Source organism: Burkholderia sp. AU16741 (assembly GCF_002223345.1).
GTDB classification, from domain to species: domain Bacteria; phylum Pseudomonadota; class Gammaproteobacteria; order Burkholderiales; family Burkholderiaceae; genus Burkholderia; species Burkholderia sola.
The window spans coordinates 814,226-832,316 of sequence record NZ_NKEZ01000008.1 but is presented as its reverse complement, the minus strand read 5'-3'; the positions used below and the strand labels follow the sequence as shown (position 1 = coordinate 832,316).

The following is an 18,091-nucleotide window of genomic DNA, read 5'->3' as shown; positions in this document are numbered from 1 at the left end:
CCACAAGATGGGCGATCGACGGTTTCCTCTAGTGAAACCAACGCGGATACATTTTCGGCGCCAGCGCAGCGGCGTGCTACGATTTTCCTGTCTCAAAAAAGTGTTGAACCGATGCAGAAGAAATTCTTGATGCGCGGATACGAGATGAACTGCGAGCCGCGCGTGACGGAGTCCGGCAAATATGCCGCGCAGGTCGAGGTCACGAAGGTGGGTTTCAGCCGGGAGGCTGCGTTCCGCAAGCTGGGTGAATTCGAGACCGAAGCCGAAGCAGTCGCGTACGCAAGACAAGGCTCAGAAGAGTGGCTGAGCCGCTATGCGTAGCGCGGCGCGTGCGCATGCCCGTGCAATGCGGGCATCGGTCGACCGGTGCGGCGCCCCGAGCGACGGGAATTCCTGCCTGAATATTGCGAATGCGTTCGGAAATTTGTGGATTGATGATTCCATCTGCCGCTGCTTCGGTGAGCGCGGCGCCGACCCGCTTGCGCGCCCGCGCAACGATCACGGATCGCTGACGGGCAATCTCGATCACCATTCGTGTTGTTCGACGTTTCCGTTCGAGAGGAGGGGTGTCCGGGCCCGCGCCCGACGACGACCGGGATGGTCTCCGGCCGCGGGTTGTCGGGCGCTTCTTCCCCGTGACGGATCGCGTCCGCTCGTTCTCTTTGTGCAGACGATTACCCCTCGCTGCGTCCACGAGCACGGACCGAACATACTCGGTCACGCCGGATCGGCCGCGGTTCCGGTAGCAGGAAGCGATTGTCGCGATCGCTTGTTGACCGGGGCCGACCGCACATGACATTGCCAGTTCTTCGACATGGAGCGGGCATGGTTTGACGTTGTATTTGCAGTCCTTATCGAATAAAAAATCTTGGATTGCGAGAGGACGATCGCGTCGGACGTCGAGTCCATTTCGACGCGGCGGTTCGCGTTGCGCTCCGCGGCCTCGCCTCGTCGAACGGAATTTCCGCAACGGCCTCGGGTGCCGGAGCGCCGGCGTCGGTCGACGAGTGCATCGCGGCCGGTATCGACGCGCAAGCGACGGCAACCGTCAATGCAACACGCGGCTCCGGCGCCGTGGCTTCGGCGGGCCGCGCGACCGCAATCGGCGTCAATGTGATGGTCGGCCACGAAGGGATGGCCGAATGACGGTTTCCCGCAATTTATCGCTTCATGCGACGACGTTGCCGCGATAAGCTTTGCCGGCCATGCATTGACACTCGATAGAAAACAATGACCACCACCTATCCGCTGCACGACGCATTGAGCCACCCCGATACGGCGTTTCCGCCCGAAGCCGACGTCGTGATCGCCGGGGCCGGCATCATGGGCTGCGCGGCGGCTTACTACCTCGGCCTGCGCGGCCTCAAAGCCGTCGTGCTCGACAAGTCGCGCATCGCCGGCCAGCAATCGACGCGCGCGTGGGGCTTCGTGCGACAGCAGGGACGCGAATCCGCCGAAGTGCCGCTGATGATGGCCGGCATGCGGATCTGGGAAGGCCTGGAGCACGCGCTCGGCTTCGATCTCGAATGGCGGCAGGGCGGCTGTCTCTACATGGCGGACAACGAAGACGACTGGGCATCGTTCCAGGCGTGGCTCATGGTCGCGCGCGAGCACGGGCTCGACACGCGCACGCTGACGCGCGCGCAGATCGACGAACGCGTGAATGGGCTGTCGACGCACGCGCGTACCCTCGGCGGCTTGTATACGGCGACCGACGGGCAGGCCGAGCCGCGTCGCGTGGCCGCCGCATTCGCGGCGCGCGCGATCGAGGCCGGCGCGCGTTTCTTCGAAGGCTGCGGCGCGACCGCGATCGAGACGGCCGGCGGCGCGGTCGTCGGCGTGGCAACCGAACGCGGGACGATCCGCACGCGGCGTGTGATCTGCGCGGCCGGCGCGACCAGTTTCCGCCTGCTCGACGGCGTCGGCATCCGGCTGCCGCAGCAGGCCGTGCGCGGCACCTGCATGCGCACCAACGTGGTCTCGCCGGTGACGGCGGCGACGGTATGGGGCCATGGCCTCGGCATCCGGCAGCGCAGGAACGGCGCGATCAATCTCGCCGACGACATGCAGGTCGACGTCGATCTGACGCTCGGCCATTTGCGCGGATTGAGCCTCTTCTGGCCGCAATTCTGGTCGCAGCGCGACAAATTCCGGCTGCAACTGGGTGCGTCCGCGTGGCGCGACGTGCTCGCCCGCATCAACGGCCCGACCGGGCCGATCGAGCCACGCGATCCGCAGCCGCAGCCGAATCGCGCGCATGCGCCGCGCGCGCTCGCGAAGCTCAAGGCGATCTTTCCCGCGCTGAAGGATGCGCAGATCGTCGAGGCATGGGCCGGCCTGATCGACGTGTTGCCGGACGGCATCCCGGTGATCGATGCGCCCGGCGCGCCGTCGGGGCTCGCGATCGCGACGGGGTTCTGCGGGCACGGTTTCGCGATGGGGCCGATCGTCGGCCGGCTGCTCGCGGAATGGATCGACACGGGCGCGCCGTCGCTCGACCTGTCGGCGTTTCGCGCGAGGCGTTTCGTCGACGGGACGATGGTGCGGCCGCGCAGCATGCTGTGACGGCCGGTCGCACGTGTTCCCGTCGTAGAATCGAGCCCGCATCCCTCAGGAGATTCCCCGTTGGCCACGCCATCCGATCAACGCCGCTCGTTGCGCATGCGCCTGCGTCGCGCCCGCAATCCGTGGCAGGCACCGCGTGCGCGCACGCTGTTCACGCGTCCCGCGACGTCGCCGCGGCGCACGCTGCTGTTCCGTCTCGGCGCGGTCGTGCTGTTGTGCGCGCTGGCGTTCCTCGTGCTGTATCTCGATCGCGACGGCCTGCGCGATTCGACGAAGAGCACGCCGATGACGGTCGCCGATCTCGTGTACTTCACGATGGTCACGGTCGCGACGGTCGGCTACGGCGATATCGTGCCCGTCACGGCGCGGGCGCGCCTGCTCGATGCGTTCTTCATCGTGCCGATCCGCATCGGTATCTGGTTCATTTTCCTGGGCACGGCGTATCAGTTCGTGATCCAGCGCGTCATCGAGGAATTCCGCATGAAACGCCTGCAGAAGCAACTGTCCGATCACATCGTCGTGTGTGGTTATGGCCTGTCGGGGTCAATCGCGGTGCGCGAGTTGCTGGAAAGCGGCACCGATCCCGCGACGATCATCGTGATCGATGCGCAGCAGCAGGCGCTCGAAGCCGCGACGTCGCTCGGCGTGACCGGATTGCTCGGCGATCCGGCGCACGAGGATCTGTTGCAGCAGGCGCAGGTGCGCGCGGCGAAGGCCGTGATCATTTCGGTGACCGACGATCCGACCGCGATCCTGCTGACGCTGTCGGTGCGCAGCATCGCGCCCGATACGAAGATCGTCGTGCGGATCCAGGAGAACCTGTACCAGCGGCAACTGCGGCAGGCCGGCGCGGACGTGATCGTGTCGTCGACGAAGATCGGCGCGCTGCTGCTGGCGGATGCGGTTCATAGCCGTTACATCGTGCCGTTCGTGAACGACATGCTGTCGACGCGTGGGCGCGCGACGCTGGTCGAGCGCGAGGCGTTGCCGCATGAGGTGGGCTGCCTGACGAACGTCGTGCCCGGCGCGATCGTGGTCGGGCTCGATCGTTGCGGGAAGATTTACTCGTTTTACGAGGACCCGCCATGCAGGATCGAGGCGGGCGATACGCTGGTGGTGATTCAATCGGCACGGATTCCGGATCCGGATGTTTGAGGGCGGTTGCCCGTCTTCGCAACACCGGGATCGGCGACACTTTATTTCTCGACACTCAAGCCCCTGAGTTTGCGACAGTTTTCCGTTTCTCAGTCGATGCCGACCGGCGAAGTGACACTTTCACTTCGCAAACGGTGACGACTTTATTTTTGTCTACGGAAGCAGATCGATCCTTCCCAAGGATATTTCACCACGGGTGCTTGCGATCTGATGTCCTAGGCTCCCGTCAAACGCATCCGCTTTGTATTCGGCAACGGCTCGTGCTGCATCGGCCCCTTGACGAGTTCGCTCATCGCGTCGCGGATCCAGCGGTTGGCCGGCTCGTGATGAAAACGCGGATGCCAGTGCAGATAAAGCTCGTACGTGGGCGCGGGGAAGGGCAGCGGCAGCAGCTTGACGTTCACGAGCTCCGCGAAGCGCCGCCCGACGGCCTGAGGCACCGCCGCGATCATGTCCGACCCGGCGACGACGAACGGCACGCCGATAAAGCGCGGCGTACTGAAGCGTACGTTGACGCGAATCCCTAGACGCTCGTGCGTGCGTGCCAGCACGTCCTGCTCGCGGCCTTCGGGATGCACCATCACATGGGCGGCGGCACGGTACTGATCGAGCGACAGCGTGTCCCCGATTTCCGAATGACCTTCGCGGGCGATACACACGTACGAATGCCGGTACAGCGCCTTGCGCTTCAGCGATTCGCTGTTCAACCCCGGAAAGTAGCCGATCGCGAGGTCGACGTCGCCGCTTGCCAGCCCCTCCTCCAGTTCCAGCATGCCGAGCGCGACCGTCTTGATGTTCACGTGCGGTGCGGCCTTGTCGAGAAAGCTCTCCAGGCGGGGCAGGAACACCATTTCGCCGATGTCCGACATGCACAGCACGAAGTTGCGCGACGACTCGGCCGGGCGGAACTCGGGCATCGGCAGGATTTCGGTCTGCACGAGATCCAGTAGCCGCGCTACCGGCTCGCCGAGGGCCTGCGCGCGCGGGGTCGGCTCCATGCCGCGGCCCGTGCGCACGAACAGCGGGTCCTCGAACAGTTCGCGCAGTTTCGACAATGCGTAGCTCATCGCCGGCTGGCTGAGCCCGATGCTGACGCCTGCCTGCGTCACATGGCGCTTTTTCAGCAGCGCATCGAACACTTTCAACAGATTCAGATCGACCTGACGAATATCCATGGTTTGGATGATACCTATCGATTTCACATAATTGACGGATTTTATCGGGCTTCCTACCATCGTTTCCACAACAAAGGAGTGAGACACCATGTCCGATGGACGCAAGCCGCAACGCCCGTTGCGCAGCAATTTTCCGCGCGGTTCGTACCTCGGCGCGGTGCGCGCCGCTCAGTGGCGCAATCTCGGCATCCGCGAGGAAGACCTCGACAAGCCGAAGATCGCCATCGTCAATTCCTCGTCCGAACTCGCCACCTGCTTCAGCCATCTCGACGGCATCGCCGCGCAACTGAAACAAGCGATCCGCGCCGCGGGCGCGCTGCCGTTCGAGATCCGCACCGCGGCGCCGAGCGACTTCATCACCGGAGCAGGCGCGCGCGGCGCCTACATGCTGGCCGCGCGCGACCTCGTCACGAACGACATCGAAGTGGCCGTCGAGGGCGCGCAGCTCGACGGCATGGTGTGCCTCGCGTCGTGCGACAAGACCGTGCCGGGCCAGCTGATGGCCGCCGCGCGACTGAATATCCCGAGCATCGTCGTCGCGTGCGGTTATCAGCCGAGCGGCGAATATCGCGGCGAGCACGTGGACATCGAAGACGTGTTCGTCGGCGCGATGCATGCACTGACCGGCACACTGCCCGTCGAGGACCTGATCGGCATGAGCCAGAACGCGATTCGCGGCCCGGGTGTGTGCTCGGGTCTCGGCACCGCGAACTCGATGCACATGGTCAGCGAGGCGCTCGGCATGTCGTTGCCCGGCAGCACGCCGGTCGCCGCCAACAGCGACAGGATGTTCGCGTTCGTGCGCGAAGCCGGCGCGCGCATCGTCGAGATGGTGCGCGACGACCTGAAGCCGCGCGACATCCTCACGCGCGGCGCGTTCGAGAATGCGGTGAAGACGGTGCTCGCGGTCGGCGGCTCGATCAATACGGTCAAGCACTTGCAGGCGATCGCGGCCGAAGGCCGGCTCGACGTCGACGTGTACGCGCTGTTCGAAGCATTCGCCGCGCAGATCCCGGTGCTGACCGGCGTGCGTCCGGTCGGTTCGCACACGATCGAGCAACTGGAGGCGGCGGGCGGCGGCCGCGGCGTGATGAAGCGGCTCGAAGCCTGGCTCGACACCGGTGCGCTGACGGTGACCGGGCGCACGGTGAAGGACAACCTGGCCGATGCGAGCGTCGCCGACGACGACGTGATTCGCCCGCCGCAGCGCGCGTTCGCGAACCATCCGGCCATCGTGCTGGTGCGCGGCAACCTCGCCCCGCAGGCCGGCATCGTCAAATTCGGCATCTCGCCGACCAAGCAGCGTGCGTTCAGCGGCGATGCGATCTGCTTCTCGACCTCCGACGAGGCGATCGCCGCGATCAAGGACGGCCGCGTACAACCGGGCAAGGTCGTCGTGATGCGCGGCGCGGGCGTGTGCGGCGGCCCCGCGATGGGCGGTGGGGCGTCGCGCGTGGTGTTCGCGATCGACGGTGCGGGCTTGTCCGAGCAGGTCGCGATGCTCACCGACGGGCATCTGTCGGGGCTCGTCTGCAAGGGGCTGGTGGTCGCGGAAGTCTCGCCGGAAGCCGCGACCGGCGGCCCGCTCGCGTTCGTCGAGGACGGCGATACGATCGAAATCGATCTGGACCGGCGCGTCTGCGATCTGAAGGTCGACGAAGCCGAGCTGGTGCGCCGCCGCGCCGCGTGGCAGCGTCCGGCGCCGGTCAACGATACCGGCTGGCTGAAAATCTACCGCGCGACGGTCGGCACGATGCCGCAAGGCGCGGTGCTCGGCGCCGAGCGGCCGGCGCGGGAGCGTTGAGATGGGCGACGAAACCGCAATCGACATCGGCACCGTGATCGAGCGGCGGCAGACCACCCGCTTCGGTGTGCTGCTGATCGTCGCGATGGGCGTGATGATGATGACCGAGGGCTACGACCTCGCCGCGATGGCGTTCGCGGCCCCGGCGCTCAGCCGCGCGTGGCACCTCGAACACGGCGTGCTCGGCCCGGTGTTCGGCGCATTCGTGTTCGGCACGATGATCGGCGCGTTCGTGCTCGGCTATCTGGGCGACGTGATCGGCCGCAAACGCATGATCGTGATCGGCAGCGTCGTGCTCGCGGGCTTCACGTTCGCCGCGTCGCGCGCAACCGGCCTCGAACAGCTGCTGGTACTGCGCTTTCTGGCGGGCATCGGCATCGGCGGCGTGGTGCCGAACGCGATCGCCTACACGACGGAGTTCGCGCCGAAACGCTGGCGCGCGACGTGGGTCACGCTGATGTACTCGGGCTATACGATCGGCAGCAGCGCGGGCGGCCTCGTGTCGGCGTGGCTTGTGCCGAAGTTCGGCTGGCAGGTGGTGTTCGTGATCGGCGGCATCGCGCCGCTCGTGTCGAGCGCGATGTTGTGGTTTGCGGTGCCGGAGTCGATCCGCTTCCTGACGCTCAAGGGCCGTCACGCCGAAGTCGCACGAATCGTCGCGCGGATCGCGCCGGGCGTCGTTGTCGCGCCGCATACCCGCTTCGTTATCGGCAGCGCTTCGCAGAACCTCGCACACGAGCGCCGCCGCGACGGCTCGCTGCGGCTGCTGTTCGCGGGCCGGCTGCGCGCGCTGACGCCGGTGCTGTGGGCCGTCTACATCGCGAACTCGATGGCGCTGTTCTTTCTCAGCAGCTGGCTGCCGGCGCTGATCGAAAGCGTCGGTCTCGCACCGCGCGACGCGGCGCTCGTCTCGACGATGTTCCAGGTCGGCGGCACGCTGGGCGGGCTCGCGCTGATGCGCTTCGTCGACACGCGCGGCGCCATCATCATCACCGTGCTGCCGCTCGTCGGCACGCCCCTCGTCGCGCTGCTCGGCACTGGACTGCCCGCGCCGATGCTGGTCGCGGCGGTGTTCCTGACCGGCTTCACGGTGGTCGGCACGCAGTTCGGCCTGAACGCGGTCGCGGCACTCGTCTATCCAACCGCGCTGCGCGCGAAAGGCACGGGGGCGGCGGTCGGTATCCAGAAGATCGGCGCGATCGCCGGGCCGGTGATCGGCGGGATGCTGATGGCCGCGCATCTGCCGGTCGAACGGATGTTCTTTCTCGGCGCGGTACCGGTCGCCTTCGTCGCGCTGCTCGCGTTCGCGCTCGGCCGCCTGCATCGCCGCGGCGACGATGCCGCGCCGGACAACGCTCAAACAGGAGCCGCCCATGTCGCTTGAAGTCGTTCCCATTGACGCCGCGCGCCCGGATTTCGTCGGCCTTGCCAGCGGCATCGATCTGACGGCGCCCGTTTCCGAACCGCTCGCGTGCGCGATCGACGCCGCGATGAACCGCTACGCGGTGCTGGTGTTCCGCGGCCAGCCGCTCACGCAGGACCAGCAGCTCGCGTTCGCGCGCGCGCTCGGGCCGCTCGATCTCGGTTTCAAGCGCGTGGCGCGTCCGCATGCGCGGCTCGCCTTCCAGGAACTCGCGGACATCTCGAACGTGGACGAGTCCGGACAGATCGCGGACCGCGCGCACCGGCGCATCGTCGGCAATCTCGCGAACCGGCTGTGGCACAGCGACAGTTCGTTCCAGCAGCCGGCGGCGCGCTATTCGATGCTGCATGCGGTGATCGTGCCGGAGTGGGGCGGCGAGACCGAGTTCGCGGACATGCGGGCCGCGTGGGATGCGCTCGATCCTCGCGATCGGCGCGAACTCGAAGGGCTCGAAGCGGAGCACTACGCGCTGCACTCGCGCTTCCTGCTCGGCGACACCGACTACAGCGACGAGCAGCGCAACGCGCTGCCACCGGTGCGCTGGCCGCTCGTGCGCGAGCACGCCGGGTCGGGGCGCCGGCATCTGTTCATCGGCGCGCACGCGACGCATGTCGTCGGCCGCACGCTGGCCGAAGGCCGCGTGCAACTGATGGAGCTGCTCGAGCATGCGACCGCGCGTCGCTTCGTGTATTCGCATCGCTGGCTGCCCGGCGACCTCGTGATCTGGGACAACCGCTGCACGCTGCACCGTGGCCGTCGTCACGATCTGTCGGTACGCCGCGAGCTGCGGCGTGCGACGACGGTCGACGTCGACCGGCACGCGGCGGCGCCGGCCGAGCCACTCCAACCTGCACTGGGAGCACGCTAAATGCAGTTGAACGACGACGAACGGGCAATGCTCGACGGCCGCGACGGTGCGGCCGTGCAGCGCGCGATGGATCTGCTGGTGCGCTACGGCGAAGCGCTCGGCGCGTCCCGCCTGGTGGATACGAACAACGTGTGCGGCACGGTCGGCGCGACGATGCCGTTCCTGCGCGATTACGCGGCGAAGCACGGCGGCCTCGACGCGGTGTTTTCCGAATTCAATCTCGACAGCCCCGAGGTGGTCGAGGTGCCGAAGGCGAAGGTCTTCAGCAGCCATCTGCAGCAGGGGCTCGACCCGCAGCATGCGCAGCGCCAGGGCGTCGACGGCGAGATCGTGAAGCTGTACCGCCAGGGCGAGGCGTTCACGGGACGGCTCGGCATTCAGCCGCTCAATACCTGTGCGCCGTACCTGATCGGCAACGTGCCGGTGCGCGGCGAGCATTGCGCGTGGATGGAGTCGTCGGCGGTCATCTACATCAACGCGGTGCTCGGCGCGCGCACCAATGCCGAAGGGCGCGAGAGCACCGGCGCCGCGATGCTGACCGGCAAGATTCCGTACTGGGGCCTGCACCTCGATGAAAACCGCGGCGGCACGCATCTGATCGAACTCGACGTCGAGGTCAAGACGGTGCAGGACTGGGGGCTGCTCGGCTACTACGTCGGCGAAGTCGTGCAGGACCGCATTCCGGTGATCGACGGGCTGCGCGACGTGCCGAACCTGCCGAAGCTCAAGCACTTCGGCGCGGCCGCGGCTTCGTCGGGCGGCGTCGAGATGTACCACGTCGTCGGCCAGACGCCGGAAGCGCGCACGCGCGACGAAGCGTTTCGCGGCCGCAAGCCGCTCGAGACGATCCGCTACGGCGCGGCCGAGCGGCGCATCGCGTACGAGCGCGTCAACACCACCGCGAAAGATGCCCAGGTCGACTTCGTGATGCTCGGCTGTCCGCACTATTCGATCGAACAGATCTGGGAGGTCTGCCAGTTGCTCGAAGGCCGCCGGATCGGCGCGAATACCGAACTGTGGATCTTCACCGCGCGCGCGACCCGCCAGCTCGCGGACCAGGCCGGCTATACGAAGCTGATCGAGGACGCGGGCGGCGTGCTGATGACCGACACGTGCTCGGCGATCGGCCGCGTGATGCCCAAGGGTACGCGCGTCGTCGCGCTCGACTCGGCGAAGCAGGCGCACTACCTGCCGGCGATCATGGGCGTGCAGGCGTGGTTCGGCACCACGGCCGACTGTATCGAGGCGGCGGTGAGCGGCCGCTGGCGCGGAGGGCTGGCCGCATGAGCACGAATCGCGACATGACGGGCAACGCCGGCACGCCGATCGTGCTGCGCGGGCGCAAGGTGGTCGGCGGCTGTGTCGAGGGCGAGGCGCTCGTCACGCGCGATCGCATCTCCGGCTGGGGCGGCATCGATCCGCGCACCGGCACGATCATCGAGACGCGTCACGAACTGCGCGGCCAGAGCTTCGCGAACAAGGTGCTGGTGTTTCCCGGTGCGAAGGGTTCGTCGGGATGGTCCAGCCAGTTCCATATCGCGCGGATCGCCGGCACCGCGCCGGCCGCGATGCTGTTCAACGAAATGACGACCAAGATCGCGCTCGGCGCGGTGGTGAGCCACGCGCCGTCGCTGACCGGTTTCGACGTCGATCCGCTCGACGTGATCGAAACGGGCGACTGGGTTCGCGTCGATGCCGAGCGCGGCGTCGTCGAAGTGCTCAAGCGCAGCCGCACCTGATTCCGGCGCGCGGCCTCGGCCGCGCCGCCGCCATGGCTTTTCAAGGTTTCAAGGAGAACATGTTTTGAAGACTGGTACTCGTATCGTCCGCCGCGACGGCCGGCCGACGGGCTGGACACTCGACGCCGACGTGTGCATCGTCGGCGCGGGCATCGCCGGCACCTCGGCTGCGCTCGAAGCGGCCGCGCTGGGCCGCAAGGTCGTGCTGGTGGACAGCCTGCCCGCGCTCGGCGGCCAGGCCGTCAACTCGATCATCGGCACGTTCTGCGGGCTGTTCTCGAACGGGCCGAAGCGCTTCCAGGTGACGCACGGGATCGCGGACGGCATCCTGCGCGATCTCGGCGAGAAAGGCGCGCTGCACTACAAGGAAGGGCCGCTGACGACCGTCGTGCTGTACGACGAAGTCGCGCTCGCGCGCTGGATCGAGCAGAAGATTCTCGACGCAGGCATCACCGTCGTGCTCGGGGCCGTGTTGCGCGACGTGGTGCGCGAAGGACGGCGCGTGCGCGAGCTCGACGTCGCGACGCGCTACGGCGACGTGCGCGTCGCGGCCGACGGCTTCGTCGACGCGAGCGGCGATGCCGCGCTCACGTGGCTGGCCGGGTTCGACTGCCAGGAGCCCGAAACGCCGATTCGCGGCACGCAGATGATCGTGCTCGAGAACCTCGACGAGACCGACCTGCCGACGCCGCCCGCGTTTCGCGAGCGCGTCGAGGAAAAGGCGCACGCGTATGGGCTGGAGCGCAAGGACGGCCTCGTGTTCTATTTCCGCGGCCGCAACATCGGCATTGCCAACATGACGCACATCGAGACGCCGCTCGAACCGATGGCGGCGTCGCGCACCGCGCTCGCCGGCCGCGAACAGGCGGACCGCGCGTTCGAGTTCCTGCGCGCCGAGTATCCGCACATTTATCGCAACGCGCACATCCGCAGCTACGGGCTGCCCGGCATCCGGCAGACGCGCTGGATCGTCGGGGCCCAGCAGTTGCGCTCGGAAGACGTGATCGCCGCCAGGAAGTTTCCGGACGCGGTCGCCCGCACGTCGTGGCCGATCGAATTGCACGATCGCGACGACGGCTATGAATGGAAGCCGTTCGGCGACGACCATCTGCATACCGTGCCGTTCGGCAGCCTCGTCGTGAAGGACGCGGACAACCTGATCGCGGTCGGCCGCTGCATCGACGCGGACGCGACCGCGCTGTCGAGCGTGCGGGTGATGGGGCCGTGCATCGCGATGGGCGCGGCTGCGGCGCACGCGTTCGATCTCGCGGATGGCGGCAGCGTCCACGACATCGATCGCGGCCTGCTGCGCGAGCGGCTCGCCGACAACGTCGATCGAATCGATCCACCGCATCTGCAGGACTGACGCAACACCCGCCGGCGGCACGGCAAGACCAAAGAGGTGCATCGGGCGCGCCGCAAGCACGCTCGCGAACAGCACCCACTGCCGCGCCGGCCAGAGACATGACGGAACGCGCGACGCGCCGGGATCTGCCGGGGCTCACGCGGCACCTGAGGAGGAGACGATGATTCAACCCTTGCCCGATGCGCGCACGGTGGACGTGTCGCGCCTGATCGACGAACAGAGGATCGGCCGCTTCGCGATCCTGCTGATCGCGTCGACATGGCTCGTGATGCTGACCGACGGCTACGAGCTCAGTGCGCTGGCGTTCGCCGCGCCTTCGCTGATTCGCGCATGGCACATCGAGCGCAGCGTGCTCGGCCCGGTGTTCGGCGCGAACATCTTCGGCATCATGATCGGCTCGATCCTGTTCGGCTATATCGGCGACCGGATCGGCCGCAAGCGCGCGATCCTGTCCGGTGCGTGCTGGTACGGGCTCGTCACGCTCGCGACCGCCTGGGCGTCGACGGTCGACCACCTGCTGTGGCTGCGCTTCGCCGCGGGTATCGGCATCGGCGGCGCGGTGCCGAACGCGTTCGTGCTCGTGTCTGAATTCGCACCGAAGCGGCTGCGAGCCACCTGGGTCACGCTGATGTTTACCGGCTATACGCTCGGGGCGGGCTTCGGCGGCGGCGTCGCCGTATGGCTCGTGCCGCACTTCGGCTGGCCCGCGGTATTCGTGGTCGGCGGGCTCGCGCCGCTCGTGGTGGCCGCCGCGCTGTCGTTCGTGATGCCGGAGTCCCTGCGCTATCAGGTGCTCAAGGGTTGGCCCCGCGACGGTATCGCGGCGACCGCCGCGCGCGTGCGGCCCGAACTCCCGTTCCCGCCGGATGCGCGCTTCGTCGTGACCGACGAGCCCCGGGTCGCGAAGTTCTCGCCGCGCATGCTGTTCGCCGGCCGTTTGCGCTACGTGACGACCGCTCTGTGGCTCGCGTACATCGCGAATTCGATGGCGCTGTTCTTCCTGCAAAACTGGCTGCCGGTGCTGATCGAGGCGACCGGCGTGGCCGCGCATCGCGCCGCGCTGATGACGACGCTGTTCTCGGTCGGCGGCACGCTCGGCGGCCTCGTGCTGATGCGCTTCATCGATCGTCATGGCGTGCGGCTCGTCACCTGTCTGCCGCTCGTCGGCTTTCCGCTCGTCGCGGCGCTCGGCATGAACCTCCAGACGGCCTGGCTGACGGCTGCCGTGTTCGGCGTCGGTTTTTGCGTCGCCGGCACGCAGGCTGGTCTCAATGCCGTCGCATCGATCGTCTATCCCACCAGCTTCCGCTCGAAAGGCACCGGCACCGCGATCGGCGTGGCGAAGATCGGCTCGATCTCGGGCCCGATGATCGGCGGGATGCTGCTCGCCGGACATCTGCCGGTGCGCGAGCTGTTCCAGTTCGCGGCGCTGCCGGTCGTTGCCGTCGCGGCGCTGATGTTCGTGCTCGGTCGCATGTACCGGCCCGGCGACACGCACGCCGACGGGCTCGCGGAGTGCGATCCCGCCGGCGCCGAGCCGCCGCTGCCCGCGGCGGAGCGCTAGGAACGGCAGCCGGGCCCGCCGGCTGGGCGCGGCGCGTGGTCGAGCGTGATCGCTAGAGCGATGCATGCGGCGCATTCGCGCCCCGACGCTCGTTTCCGCCGCCGTTGATCCGCATCCCCTCATTGCATCGAAACCGGAGAAGCACAATGAAAACGGCAGTCTGCACTGCTGCGGTGGCTTGCGTCCTCGCGGCGCCGCTCACGGTCCGCGCGCAAAGCTCGGTCACGCTGTATGGCATCGTCGATACGGGGATCGCGTGGACGAATACGGTTGCATCGTCGATCAGGGCGCAGGGCGCGTCGCGCTGGTCGATGGCGACCGGGTGGGGCAGCGGCGATCGCGTCGGCCTCCTCGGACGCGAGGAACTCGGCGGCGGCCTCTCGGCGGTGTTCCGGCTCGAAGCGGGTTTCAGCGGATTGAACGGCACGTCGTCGCAGGGCGGCCGGCTGTTCGGGCGGCAGGCGTACGTCGGCCTGTCGAGCACGCAGTATGGCAAGCTGACGCTCGGCCGCCAGTACGACTACACGTTCGACTACGTCGCACCGCTGATGGCGTGGCTTCAGTTCGGCAGCATCTACGGTGCGCACATCGGGGACGTGGACGACAGCTTCCAGACGTTTCGCCTGAACAACAGCGTCAAATACGAGGTGAGTCCGCTCGCGGGATTGAAACTCGGCGCGCTCTATGCATTCAGCAACCAGGGCGGCGGCGTCGGCCAGGGTTTCGCCAACAACCGCGCGTACGGCTTCGGGCTCGACTACGTGCGCGGGCCGATGCACGTGGTCGCGAGCTACCTGCAACTGAACAATCCGTCGGCGGGGATCGCGGCGTCGGGCAATAATCCGAACGGCGCGATCGGCGACGAGTACAGCGGCTCGACCAGCATCTTCTATAACGCGGGTTTCGTCGAGCGTCAGCGCATCTCGGCACTGGGCGGCGGCTACTCGTTCGGCGCGGCAGCGGTGAACGTGGTCGTCACCGACACGCGGCTCGACTATCGCGGCGGCCACAGCCTGCGCGTCGACAACTACGAGATCAACGGGCGCTACCACTTCACACCGGCGCTGATCGGCGGCGTCGGCTACATCTTCACGGATGGCCACGGGTACGCCGGCAGCGGCGCGACGTCGTTCGCGACCGGCGACCGGCCGAGATGGCATCAGGTGGATGCGGGCGTCACCTATCTGCTGTCGAAGCGCACGGATCTGCACATGTCGATGGTCTATCAGCGGCGGGCCGGCGATGCGAGCACCGTCGCGATCAACTTCTTCGGCCCGGCGGGGGCGGGGCGCAGCAGTCAGATCGCGGTGCTGGCGGGGCTGCGACATCGCTTCTAGCGTACGAACGGCGCGCAGCGGGCCCGCGCGCGTTGCCGAACGGGACAGCATCGTCACGACGAGCCGCGCAACGCGGCGGTCACACCAATTGAAAGTCCACGGCGGAAGATGCGCTGCGCGCCTTGAAGAGTCGCGTCGGGCGTAATAGGAGGGAGGGACTCCTATTACGGGTCGAGACGGGTCGTCAGGCGGTAGCGGCCGTGCGAGCCTGCGACGAATCCGAGAAGGGCAGGAATCGCGATCCCGTGGAGCTTCAACCGTTTAAGTAAGGCGGCGGTTTCATTCGACATGACCGGCCGCCCGGAAAATGCTCTAGCCGGAAGGAACCGGAGGTCTTGCTCACGATGGTGCGCGGCTCTGCTGCGAGCCCTACAGCTTGAAAAAGCGAACGGTAGAATTGAGTTCGTGACCCTGCGACTTGAGCGAATCCGAAGCGGCGGCTATTTCCTCGACAAGTGCGGCATTCTGCTGGGTCGATTGGTCCATCAAGGCGACCGCCTGATTCACCTCATCGATCGAACGACTCTGTTCGCGAGCCGACGTGGCAATCTTGTCCGTGATCGTCGCGACATGCGAAATGGCCGTGGCCAACTCGGCAATGGTCTTTCCGGCGAGGTTCACCTGTTCGGCACCCGCCTCGACATTCGCTACAGATGACTCCAGCAAGCCCTTGATCTCCTTGGCTGCGGTCGTTGAGCGTTGGGCAAGGTTTCGCACCTCGGCGGCGACGACGGCAAAGCCGCGTCCGCTTTCGCCCGCACGTGCCGATTCAACCGCTGCGTTCAAAGCGAGGATGTTCGTCTGGAATGCGATGCCTTCGATCATGCCGACGATCCCTACGATCTTGCTGGATTGCTCGACCGCGACGTTCATCGTGTTCGCGGCCTTCAAAACCGCTTCATTCCCGCGATGGGCTGTCTCGACTGCGCCGCTCGCCACGCTATTGGCGCTGGTTGCCTGTTCGGCCGCGCCGCGTACGGTTCTCGCAAGCTCCTCCATACTCGCAGCCGTCTGCTGTAGCGAAGCCGCCTGCTGCTCGGTCCTTGATGACAGGTCCAGATTCCCTGACGATACTTCCCCCGCCGCGAGCTCGAGGTGGCCGCTGGTGCTCGCGACATTCTGCATGACGCCGTGGAGCTTCGCGACAAAGGCATTGAAGTGACGCGCCAGAAGGCCAACTTCGTCTTTGCTATCGAGCGGCAGCCTCCGGGTCAGATCACCGTCGCCGGCAGCAATCTCATGCATGGAAATAGCGAGGCTGCGGATTGGGCCTGTCATCTTTCGCCCGAGCAGGATCGTCATGCCAAGCCCTGCGGCCAGCACGAAAAGGCCCGTCGCGATGAGCGTCAAAGTCAGCCTGTTGGAGGCCGCCATCATTTCCGGCCTAGGCACCAAGGCGAAATATTTCCAGCCGTTCCTTCGCGACGTATAGATGAAGGATTCGTATGAAACGCCGTCCATCCGTACAGTGGTCAGCCCGTCTGGCGACGCGGCCAGTTGCGTGTAGCCGCCGCCAAGGCTTTTCAGATCCTTGAACTCGTGTTCCTTGGCCTTTGGGTCGATCAGGATCTTTCCGTTGTTGTCTGCGACGAGCAGGTAACCTGTCTCGCCAAACTTGATACCGCTGGTGAGGCGAGCGAAGTCGGCAAGCGAGATGTCGCCCTCGAGCACGCCGAGGATTTCTCCCTTGCTGTCTTTCACGACTCGAGCAAACGAAATGATTGCACCGCCGGAACCCGCCGCGCTCAGATATGGAGCAGGGCGCACGACGCGATCGGGCGCCGTCAACGCTAACTGATACCACGGCCTCACGCGAGGATCGTAGTGGTCGCCATTCATGCTCTCGATGGGCCATTGGACGTAGCCACCCCAGCGAGTGCCTATATCGAGGTATCGCATGTTCGGGTGACTGTCGCCAAACTGCTTCAGCAGAGTGAAAATAGTTTTCTCAGTTTCACCGTTAGCATCCGGCGTCATCTGGCCACCATGAGTCAGATAGTCGGTGATGCTCTGATCAGCCGCTCTTAGTTGCGTTGTCTGTACAAGGTAGCTGATGTTTTGCTCGACCTCGCGAAAATTGGTGTCGAGCGATTCATCGGCCTGAAGAATGCGCTCATGGCTGGATCGCTCGAACTGGTCGACGGCCTGCTGTCGCACACTGCGCGCGCCGACCGCGGTTAGAAGGAGAACCGCAACCGCGAGTGCAGCACCGGCCACAGCGCTGAACTTGAATGCGATCGAACTCGTAAGCTTCACAAATGCCCCCTGAGCAGAATCTGAACTTGAACCGTAATGTCTTGCGGCGCGCAACGAACGCAGAGCGGATGGTTATTAATGGTTGTCGGCTTCTTTTCCGGTGGCTTGAGCAGTATCGGTGCAGAACTTCGACGTATTTCTGCGCCAGGCACGGGCGCCGTGTTGGTGTTTGAAAGATTGAGGACGGTTTGTGGGGATGAAGTACGTCTCTCTCGATACAAACACGCATTTCAAAAAGCGCTTGAGCTATATCCGGATCCCGCCCGACGCGTTCGGTCCCATGCGCGCGCAGCTTCAGACGGCTGGCATCAACCGCGGTGTGCCGTTCCCCGATCTCGACGGGGTGGCAGGCCGGATCGCCGACGCAATCCTCTACCCCGACGATCAACCGACGCCAGGCGCCGGCAACCTTTGAGGAACCCGATCGGCTGTTTCTTATCAGGTGGGTGATTTGTCAGCTTCCCCGTTTTCGGGGGCACTGCAGTCTCCGGAAGCGACGCTAATCCAATGTCGTACCCGGCGCCTCTGCGTTGGAGGCCTCCCCGGAGCCCCTGACGGATATCCGCATTGCTGCCATGACCGCTGCGAACCAGGTCGGCGGGATCGCACTCGATCCCCCGGTGTTTGATGTGCAACAGCGCAAGCTCGAGGGCGGCTTGCCGTCGGAATCTGCATGCAATACGTCAGCGGTAGTGATACGAAGGCACGAGATCTTGAACGTGAGGCGAACCGTTGCGATCGGCTCGACGAATAAAAAGGCTGGCCGATGACTTGGCCAGCAAAAGGGTTCTGGCGATCCGAGGTTGATGTTTGCCAGAACCCAGGCGCTGTGCAGAACA

The 18,091-nt window shown here is 66.0% G+C and carries 15 protein-coding genes; 13 read left to right on the top strand and 2 right to left on the bottom strand.

What is annotated here, in order from left to right:
- Window positions 1–111: 111 nt before the first annotated feature.
- From CFB89_RS24175 to CFB89_RS24160, 4 genes are all read left to right on the top strand, one after another.
- Window positions 112–321, top strand: coding sequence for a hypothetical protein (locus CFB89_RS24175; protein ID WP_089470071.1), 210 nt, complete (start codon window positions 112–114; stop codon window positions 319–321).
- A 552-nt stretch (window positions 322–873) separates the two neighbouring features.
- Entirely contained in the window at window positions 874–1,146 is a 273-nt protein-coding gene (locus tag CFB89_RS35050) for a hypothetical protein (RefSeq protein WP_089470070.1), read from the top strand.
- 84 nt (window positions 1,147–1,230) lie between these two features.
- Window positions 1,231–2,565, top strand: a complete 1,335-nt coding sequence (locus tag CFB89_RS24165) for an FAD-binding oxidoreductase (RefSeq protein WP_089470069.1) — start codon at window positions 1,231–1,233, stop codon at window positions 2,563–2,565.
- A gap of 60 nt (window positions 2,566–2,625) precedes the next feature.
- Entirely contained in the window at window positions 2,626–3,720 is a 1,095-nt protein-coding gene (locus CFB89_RS24160) for a TrkA family potassium uptake protein (protein WP_089470068.1), read from the top strand.
- Window positions 3,721–3,935: 215 nt separating this feature from the next.
- Here CFB89_RS24160 and CFB89_RS24155 read toward each other — a convergent pair whose 3' ends face one another.
- On the bottom strand, window positions 3,936–5,000 hold the full coding sequence (locus CFB89_RS24155; protein WP_256979752.1) for a LysR family transcriptional regulator: 1,065 nt from the start codon (window positions 4,998–5,000) through the stop codon (window positions 3,936–3,938).
- Here CFB89_RS24155 and CFB89_RS24150 point away from each other — a divergent pair.
- The 8 genes from CFB89_RS24150 (at window position 4,984) to CFB89_RS24115 (ending at window position 14,996) form a co-directional block, all read left to right on the top strand.
- On the top strand, window positions 4,984–6,699 hold the full coding sequence (locus tag CFB89_RS24150; RefSeq protein WP_089470066.1) for a dihydroxy-acid dehydratase: 1,716 nt from the start codon (window positions 4,984–4,986) through the stop codon (window positions 6,697–6,699). The genes CFB89_RS24155 and CFB89_RS24150 overlap by 17 nt on opposite strands.
- Before the next feature lies 1 nt (window position 6,700).
- The gene (locus CFB89_RS24145; RefSeq protein WP_089470065.1) at window positions 6,701–8,083 is read left to right on the top strand and encodes an MFS transporter; all 1,383 of its coding nucleotides are present in this window, start codon (window positions 6,701–6,703) and stop codon (window positions 8,081–8,083) included.
- On the top strand, window positions 8,073–8,990 hold the full coding sequence (locus tag CFB89_RS24140; protein ID WP_089470064.1) for a TauD/TfdA family dioxygenase: 918 nt from the start codon (window positions 8,073–8,075) through the stop codon (window positions 8,988–8,990). The genes CFB89_RS24145 and CFB89_RS24140 overlap by 11 nt, the downstream gene beginning before the upstream one ends.
- The gene (locus tag CFB89_RS24135; RefSeq protein WP_089470063.1) at window positions 8,991–10,277 is read left to right on the top strand and encodes an aconitase X catalytic domain-containing protein; all 1,287 of its coding nucleotides are present in this window, start codon (window positions 8,991–8,993) and stop codon (window positions 10,275–10,277) included. It begins immediately after the preceding gene.
- Window positions 10,274–10,729, top strand: coding sequence for an aconitase X swivel domain-containing protein (locus CFB89_RS24130; RefSeq protein ID WP_089470062.1), 456 nt, complete (start codon window positions 10,274–10,276; stop codon window positions 10,727–10,729). The genes CFB89_RS24135 and CFB89_RS24130 overlap by 4 nt, the downstream gene beginning before the upstream one ends.
- 64 nt (window positions 10,730–10,793) lie before the next feature.
- Window positions 10,794–12,095: an FAD-dependent oxidoreductase gene (locus CFB89_RS24125; protein WP_089470061.1), complete on the top strand. Its 1,302-nt coding sequence runs from the start codon at window positions 10,794–10,796 to the stop codon at window positions 12,093–12,095.
- 160 nt (window positions 12,096–12,255) lie between these two features.
- Window positions 12,256–13,659 (top strand): MFS transporter, encoded by a 1,404-nt coding sequence (locus CFB89_RS24120; protein ID WP_089470060.1) that lies wholly within the window; start codon window positions 12,256–12,258, stop codon window positions 13,657–13,659.
- Window positions 13,660–13,805: 146 nt separating this feature from the next.
- Window positions 13,806–14,996 carry a porin gene (locus CFB89_RS24115; protein WP_089470059.1) on the top strand — a complete coding sequence of 397 codons (1,191 nt, stop codon included), beginning with the start codon at window positions 13,806–13,808 and terminating at the stop codon, window positions 14,994–14,996.
- A 369-nt stretch (window positions 14,997–15,365) separates the two neighbouring features.
- Here the strand turns inward: CFB89_RS24115 and CFB89_RS24110 are convergent, their stop codons facing one another.
- A complete protein-coding gene (locus CFB89_RS24110; protein ID WP_089470058.1) occupies window positions 15,366–17,252 on the bottom strand; it encodes a methyl-accepting chemotaxis protein in 1,887 nt (628 codons plus the stop codon).
- Between the two features lie 196 nt (window positions 17,253–17,448).
- Between CFB89_RS24110 and CFB89_RS24105 the strand changes: the two genes are divergently transcribed.
- Window positions 17,449–17,667, top strand: coding sequence for a hypothetical protein (locus tag CFB89_RS24105; RefSeq protein ID WP_179233522.1), 219 nt, complete (start codon window positions 17,449–17,451; stop codon window positions 17,665–17,667).
- Window positions 17,668–18,091 lie beyond the last annotated feature (424 nt).

Coding starts and splice junctions, on each gene's coding strand:
- CFB89_RS24175 (WP_089470071.1), top strand. CDS start 112: ATGCAGAAGAAATTCTTGATGCGCGGATACGAGATGAACTGCGAGCCG.
- CFB89_RS24165 (WP_089470069.1), top strand. CDS start 1,231: ATGACCACCACCTATCCGCTGCACGACGCATTGAGCCACCCCGATACG.
- CFB89_RS24150 (WP_089470066.1), top strand. CDS start 4,984: ATGTCCGATGGACGCAAGCCGCAACGCCCGTTGCGCAGCAATTTTCCG.
- CFB89_RS24145 (WP_089470065.1), top strand. CDS start 6,701: ATGGGCGACGAAACCGCAATCGACATCGGCACCGTGATCGAGCGGCGG.
- CFB89_RS24140 (WP_089470064.1), top strand. CDS start 8,073: ATGTCGCTTGAAGTCGTTCCCATTGACGCCGCGCGCCCGGATTTCGTC.
- CFB89_RS24135 (WP_089470063.1), top strand. CDS start 8,991: ATGCAGTTGAACGACGACGAACGGGCAATGCTCGACGGCCGCGACGGT.
- CFB89_RS24130 (WP_089470062.1), top strand. CDS start 10,274: ATGAGCACGAATCGCGACATGACGGGCAACGCCGGCACGCCGATCGTG.
- CFB89_RS24120 (WP_089470060.1), top strand. CDS start 12,256: ATGATTCAACCCTTGCCCGATGCGCGCACGGTGGACGTGTCGCGCCTG.
- CFB89_RS24115 (WP_089470059.1), top strand. CDS start 13,806: ATGAAAACGGCAGTCTGCACTGCTGCGGTGGCTTGCGTCCTCGCGGCG.
- CFB89_RS24105 (WP_179233522.1), top strand. CDS start 17,449: ATGAAGTACGTCTCTCTCGATACAAACACGCATTTCAAAAAGCGCTTG.